The sequence below is a fragment of the Helicobacter sp. 13S00482-2 genome, assembly GCF_002272795.1.
GTDB lineage: Bacteria > Campylobacterota > Campylobacteria > Campylobacterales > Helicobacteraceae > Helicobacter_J.
Window position 1 is genome coordinate 1 of record NZ_MLAT01000033.1, and the last position, 6,418, is coordinate 6,418.

General features: G+C 30.4%; 12 protein-coding genes. All 12 read right to left on the reverse strand.

Features of this window, described 5'->3' with window-relative positions:
• Window positions 1–291: 291 nt before the first annotated feature.
• Window positions 292–717: a hypothetical protein gene (locus BKH42_RS08780; protein WP_095296229.1), complete on the reverse strand. Its 426-nt coding sequence runs from the start codon at window positions 715–717 to the stop codon at window positions 292–294.
• Between the two features lie 144 nt (window positions 718–861).
• On the reverse strand, window positions 862–1,524 hold the full coding sequence (locus BKH42_RS08785; RefSeq protein WP_095296230.1) for a DUF1640 domain-containing protein: 663 nt from the start codon (window positions 1,522–1,524) through the stop codon (window positions 862–864).
• A gap of 4 nt (window positions 1,525–1,528) precedes the next feature.
• A complete protein-coding gene (locus tag BKH42_RS08790) occupies window positions 1,529–1,762 on the reverse strand; it encodes a hypothetical protein (RefSeq protein WP_095296231.1) in 234 nt (77 codons plus the stop codon).
• Window positions 1,759–1,968, reverse strand: coding sequence for a hypothetical protein (locus BKH42_RS08795; RefSeq protein WP_095296232.1), 210 nt, complete (start codon window positions 1,966–1,968; stop codon window positions 1,759–1,761). Before BKH42_RS08795 ends, BKH42_RS08790 begins: the two co-directional genes overlap by 4 nt.
• Window positions 1,969–1,971: 3 nt before the next feature.
• Window positions 1,972–2,946 (reverse strand): toprim domain-containing protein, encoded by a 975-nt coding sequence (locus BKH42_RS08800; protein ID WP_095296233.1) that lies wholly within the window; start codon window positions 2,944–2,946, stop codon window positions 1,972–1,974.
• Between the two features lie 14 nt (window positions 2,947–2,960).
• On the reverse strand, window positions 2,961–4,157 hold the full coding sequence (locus BKH42_RS08805; RefSeq protein WP_095296234.1) for a recombinase RecT: 1,197 nt from the start codon (window positions 4,155–4,157) through the stop codon (window positions 2,961–2,963).
• A 50-nt stretch (window positions 4,158–4,207) separates the two neighbouring features.
• Window positions 4,208–4,492 carry a hypothetical protein gene (locus BKH42_RS08810; RefSeq protein WP_095296235.1) on the reverse strand — a complete coding sequence of 95 codons (285 nt, stop codon included), beginning with the start codon at window positions 4,490–4,492 and terminating at the stop codon, window positions 4,208–4,210.
• Complete coding sequence (locus tag BKH42_RS08815; RefSeq protein WP_095296236.1) at window positions 4,485–4,706, reverse strand: hypothetical protein; 222 nt, start codon at window positions 4,704–4,706, stop codon at window positions 4,485–4,487. The genes BKH42_RS08810 and BKH42_RS08815 overlap by 8 nt, the downstream gene beginning before the upstream one ends.
• Window positions 4,706–5,131, reverse strand: a complete 426-nt coding sequence (locus BKH42_RS08820) for a hypothetical protein (protein WP_143428606.1) — start codon at window positions 5,129–5,131, stop codon at window positions 4,706–4,708. Before BKH42_RS08820 ends, BKH42_RS08815 begins: the two co-directional genes overlap by 1 nt.
• A 114-nt stretch (window positions 5,132–5,245) precedes the next feature.
• The gene (locus BKH42_RS09900) at window positions 5,246–5,374 is read right to left on the reverse strand and encodes a hypothetical protein (protein ID WP_257874301.1); all 129 of its coding nucleotides are present in this window, start codon (window positions 5,372–5,374) and stop codon (window positions 5,246–5,248) included.
• A gap of 163 nt (window positions 5,375–5,537) precedes the next feature.
• Window positions 5,538–6,077 (reverse strand): hypothetical protein, encoded by a 540-nt coding sequence (locus BKH42_RS08825; RefSeq protein ID WP_095296238.1) that lies wholly within the window; start codon window positions 6,075–6,077, stop codon window positions 5,538–5,540.
• 141 nt (window positions 6,078–6,218) lie between these two features.
• On the reverse strand, window positions 6,219–6,418 hold a 200-nt coding region (locus BKH42_RS08830; protein ID WP_219349854.1), incomplete at its 5' end, for a hypothetical protein.

Consider the following 6,418-nt stretch of genomic DNA (forward strand, 5'->3'; position numbering starts at 1 on the left):
GATTGCAGGTTTGCTCGATTTATAGCTGAACGCTAAGGGTGCTCTAAGAGACCTGACCAAAAAAATGGTAAAAAATTTATGTTTTTATTGTAGCATAAAAAATATAACATGTTGCAAAAAAATGTTGTAGCTAAAGTAGCCAAAAATGTATAGATATCCAAATTATCCAAGATATATTAGGACATTCTAATATCGCAACAACCGCTAAATTTTACTCAAGAGTTAATGAAACTGGTAAATTAGAAGCATTGGATAAGCTAGATGTCTTACCTTGAAGGTAATTTTAAAAAATTAAAAAAACTTAGTAATTATCTTACTAACTATATCTACTATTCCAATAACTGCTATACTAGCTGCAGCAGTTCCTATCATTATACAAAATCCCAAAGAATTTAGTTCTTGATTAAATTTAATCATTCCTACTGTGGATTTAATATCTATAAGTTTAGAATTTGTTTTTATGGTTTCTTGGTAAAGCTGAGATCTTGTTTCTCTGATTTTTTTATTGAGTTCCGATTTAGCATCAATTATTCCAGTCCTAACATTTGCTATTTCAGTTCTAGTTTTTTCAACATCAACTCTTGATCTAGCTATATCTTGCTTAAGCTCAGCAAATTGTCTTTCTAAGATAACTTTTATTGCCTCTAAATCTGATTTGGTTGCAAACTCTTTTGTAAATATGATGCTATCGGCTTGACCTAATCTGTCGGTAATCATTACTTCTCCTTAGATTTTTTTATGGGGTAATATCAACAAGAAGACCTATTTGTTTTCTTTTTGAAATCAATTAAAAGCTCCATTAAGCTCTTAATAAACCTCAAAGAGGAAAATCCAAAGCCAAGCTAAGGATTTTTAAAATACTTAAAACATTTTAATAATTGTTCCAATTGCTCCAATAGCAGCAATAGCAATTCCAACAAACCAACCGATGATGGAATATTTAAAAGATTTTAGTTTGTCATCAAAACTTTGAGATATTGTTTCTTTGATAGCTTGTCTTAATTCAGTTCCAACCTTTGCAATATCTTGCTTGAGTTCAGTTTTGACATCAGCAATATCTTGCTTGAGTTCAGTTTTGACATCAGCAATATCTTGCTTGAGTTCAGTTTTGACATCAGCAATATCTTGCTTGAGTTCAGTTCTGACTTCTGCAATATCTTGCTTGAGTTCAGTTCTGACTTTTTCACTTTCAGCTTTAATCATGTTTGTAAGTTTTAATTCAGATTGAGCAATTTTAAGCTCAAGCTCAAGAAAAGCGGCTCTTAAATCTGCTTTAGTTGCAAATTCTTCACCTAATTTTTCTTTAACTCTAAAAACAATCATATCAAGTTTTTCGTCAAAAGCATTCTTGTTTTTAATATCTAATTCTAACAAGACCTTTTCAAAAGCAGAAACAACACCATTGGCTTGATTCTTATCAGGGAATGTATTATAGATAATATTATAAACTTCTTCAGTCATTCCTTGTATGCGACTACCATATAACATCATTTCTCCTTTTGAATTTTGAGTGTATTGTACCATATTTTTATCCTTTGATTCTTTTATTGTTTTCATAAGCTGTTATTAATAGAACTTTTTGAGAACTAATCTTCTTAGCAACAATACTAGAGTTCTGATTAGAACCAATAATGTAGTTTCCAGCTTTAGTTTGTGCTGCTTTAGAATAGACATCAAGAAGAGCAGAGAGATCAATATCTCTTTCTTCAAGCCTCTTCCAAAAATGTTTTGTTCTCTTGATGATTAAATCTGTTTTTTTCATTTACATTCCTTAATCAGATTCATATCAAAATCTTCTATAGGGGTTTCATCTAAGGCTTGATCAATAAAATCTTTAATATCTTCTATTTTGCCATTTTGTAGCTCATTTGATATTAAAAAATCTTTTGTAAGCATCAAGATGAGTCTTGTTTCAGATTCAGTCCTCTTATATCTATTTCCATCTAATTTTATTGGGAAAAATAACACTTTCTACTCCTTTGTTTTTATGTTTTTCATTTTTAAATAATCACTTAAATCAAAACCCTTAGGGGGAATAAAATCCTCTCCTTTGAATTTTAAAAATTCAAGCCAATTAAGTTTTTTAGTATGTTTCGCAACAGGTTTTAGTTGTGCTTGAATTCTCTCATTAAATTTCTCTCCTGAATCGTCATTATCTCCTAGAATTACAATACGTAATCCCTCAAAAAAATGAAGTTGTTTTTCCTCAAATAGACATGAAGCTCCTCCAGGTGTTATCGCATTTATCCCATAGGCAACTGCATTTAAAACATCTTTTTCGCCTTCGCAAATGTAGATGAGTTTATCTGGATTTTTTTGATACTCAAGCAAGTCTTTAATGTTAAAAGCACATCTTTTTCTGCCTCTAGTATATCTTAGCTTTTCTTTAGGCTCTAAAAACGGGTTGTATTTCCATAGAGTAACAATTTCTCCTAATTCGTTTCTGATAGGCATTATTAATCTTGGAGGAAATGTTTTACCATTTTTTTCATAAGCTTTTGAATAACCAATTTCATATTTTAAAGCAATCTCCATTCTTCTTTTTTTAGAACCAACAGAGACCAAAAGTCCTTTGAGTAATTTTGAATATTCATCAAAGTGAGTTTTTCTATTTTCTGCAAAACACACAAGGTATTTTTCATTCATAGGTTTATCCTTCTTAAAGTCTTCTTTTTTGATATGTTGTGAAAAATCTATTTCTACAGGCATATTTAAGAGTTCTCTAGCTTTTTTAAATGCTTCAGCTAAAGAAAAATGGTGATATTCTTTTAGAACCTCTGCTAAGTCTCCGTGAAATCCACTACCATAATCATGTATGTATCCATCTTTGTTAATAAAAGCTGAAGGCGTTCTCTCATCATCTCTAAGTCTAAATTTCCAGGTTCTATCAATTTGATATCCTAAAGAATCTAGGGCTTGGGCGACACATTCTCGATCTGCTTTCATTGCTAACTCCTTTATTAGAAAACAGCATTTGCTTCCTCTTGAATTGAGGTATTTAAATCTTCATTAGCTAGATGGGTAATATTCTTTACATAAGTATTTTTATATAAAGCAAAACCCATTTGTTTCAATATTTTTTCAAGTCCATCAGTGTTACCAGCTGAAATTTTTATCCAAGTTTCGTTTTTGGAATTTTTATTGATTTCACTTTGAAGGCCTAAAAAATCTAAAGATTTAAAAAGTTCCTCTTGGGTTTTAGGTTCTTGAATTTTATCTTCTTCTAAAGCTATTTTGTTTTCAGCTTCATCAAAAACTACTTCACTTACCCATTCGCCTTTTTGGTTTTTAATAAATCCTAAATCTTTAAGCAAATGCTCCTTTTGAAATGTATTTCCCACGATAATTGCTAAATTCTGATGCAAACGAACTTGAAGTCCAAATGCTTTTAAAGCAGTCTCTAATTCGAGGAAAGTTTTTTTAGGAATATTCTTTTGGATATTTTCCAAAACTTCTTCTTTATCAATTTTATTATCTACTTCAATGGCTTTTGCAATAGTATCATTTATTGGTGTTTTGGATAAAACATACTTAATAGCTTTTGCTTGAAACATCTCAATAGCCCAATTTTGATAAGGGGAGTATTTGGATTGAGAAGACGCACTCATTCCCATAATCTTTTGAATTTTTGGAAATGGTACAAATTGGTTAGTTACTAAAAGCGTATTGTGATCTTTAATCGAAACCAAAATACCTTTTAGATTTTGTTTTACCCAATTATCATCTTCATCTTTTCTAGCTTCATAATTTGGAATGAGATTTATTTTTTCATCAAAACCATTAACAATCATTTGAAACTTATCGCAAGAATAAACGGGATTAATTTTCACACTTTTTCCTGCTCTTTCAATAAGACTTAACCAGCCCTTGTACCCAATGATTGTTTCTGCGTCATCTCTATATTTTACAATATAGGCTTGACCTAGGTGTTTTGCAATTGATAATCCTAACTCTGCAATCTTTAAGGCACTATTGATAATGCTTTGAGGAGAACATTCAATGAGCTTTGGCTCTAATGCGATATTCATAAGAATAGCACTAAATCTTTTTGCCTCATTGCTGCTTCCTAAAAGATCATTAAAACTTTTTTTGATACTTTCCTCCGCCAAAATTTTGGCAATAGGATTTTCTTTTGTGGTTACTACATTTTTTTCCATTCATTTTTCCTTTTTTGATTTTAATTAACAATATCAATAAGCTTGAGTTTTTAACTTCTAAGCTGAAATTCTGGAATTGATGCTAAATCAACATTTTTATTTTCCAAAGTGCTACTCCAGAAATTAAAACTTTCTTTAGCTTCTTCATAGTTATCAAAATCTACGTAATAAGGTTCTTCTTTTTCTTCTATCTGAATAACTCTCCAGATTGTTCGATCATTACGAATGATTTTTTTAATCTGAACTTGTGCATCACGCCAAAATGCCTTATTGATTTCTTCGGTCTCTTCAGACAAATTGACACCATAATAACTAAATAAATTTCTTTCATTCATTGTTTTTTCCTTTTGTTTTTAAAATTTGAATAAGAATTCCTACAAAAATTGCAGGACTTGTGAAAAAATACTTAATCCATAAATACCATTTAAGTTCAAGGTTTGACTTTTTAAATTCCTTTATGAGGGATTTATAAGTAAAAAGCAAAAAGGCAATGCATAAAAATAGATAAAAAATCAAAAAGATTTTTATCATCAAAAACACTAAGAACATTACAAAATTCCTTTCATTTTAAGTTCATAAATTTCCTCATCGCTAAGTAAATTTTCTTTTCCCAAAACAAAGCTCGTAATTAATGTTGCTCCAAATTCACCCATCCTTTCTAGGACAATAACAAAGTTTGTAGCTTCATCAATGAATTTTTGTGCTTTTGCCAAATGCATACCTCTAACTTCAAGTGGTTTTGTATTACGAATACTTCTACTAATAGCACTAGCTAATTTTTCCTTCTCATCTTCGCTGAAACGTTGAACGACTCTTTCTTTAAAATGTTGAGAGATTTTTAAGGCACTCGAAATTTGAGATTTGAGTTTTTGTTCTAGCCATTGAAGATTTTGATTGGTTTTTTTAGCTTGTTTGGTGCTGAAGTATTTTGTCATTTTATTGACAGTGTCATTAAAAATTTGATTTATGTCCATCATTGTTTTTACCTTTATATGATAGAAAACCACAGAAGGTAAAAACTCCCATATGGGAAGAATTTTCCCACTGGGTGATTGGCATTAAAAATGCAACTAAGACTGATTTTGGTTTTAGAAAAGTCTTTGTTTGTGTTTAGCTTTTCTTGTATATTTAGAATTATCTCTTACAAACCTAGTTTGCAGATTTATTTCTCTTTTATAGTTTGCCAAAATTGTGGCATCTCGCTTTATTTTTTTCATAGTATCTCCTATTTTGCAAAAGCAAATTTTTTGAAGGAAATAGAATTATCCCAATTAGGGATAAAAATCTATCCCTAACCTTGGGCTTAAAGTATGCTAGAACAATTATGTTCCATCAAAGAGATTTATTCACAAAGGAGTAAATCTCCTCTGTGAAAAATAATTAAAATGGAATCTCTTCATTAAGAATCTCTGATTCTTCAAAATTGGGTTCAACGATAGGATCATTGAGTTCATTTTGATTGTTCAAATTTCCGTTCTCCTCTCTCTTTTCAATTGCAAATTGTCCTTTGATAAAACCTACTTGATAGAGTTTAGACTCTCCTAACCGACGTTTTTCTTTATTTTTATGAGTAGAAATTCTTAAGGCATCGCTAGTAGTGATTAGGTTTTTTTGAATCTCTTTATCATATTCTGTTAATAATCCTAAAAGACCAGTACAAATACCTTCAACTATCTGACCATTTTTATTTTTAGCAGGAAATAATCTTCCAAAGTTGAGCTCTTTATTGGAATTTTCAGTTTTATTAAAAATGGTTTTGATAATTTGAAAACTACCATCTTCATTTTGTTTTAAATCTAAAGTTTGTTTCCCAAAAATACCAAGCTCAATGCTCATAAAGACTTTTTTGCTTTCAGCATCATAAAGCACACTACCTATATTTCTCTCTTTCCCATAAACTCTTTTTACATTTGTTGGCATATTGCCTCCTTTAAAAAATATTTGGAACTAAAAAGTTCCATTAAACCAAGCCATATATAACTCTATTAGAGCCAAAATATTTCTTGGCTCTGTGGAGCTTTTGATTGAAGTAATATACCCATAAGGTTGCTAGAAGTTTCATTAGGCAAAGAAAGAAACGTTGCCAGAAATTGTAGCATTTTCCTTAAATGTCACTTCTCCATAAACCATAGAATCATCATACACCCAACAATCACCTTCATGAGATAAATTGTTTTCACTTTCAATGTATCCGCCTAAATCATCTTTTTTAACATCATAGAAATCTCTAAGTGCTTTAATTCGATAAAGGGTTCTACTAC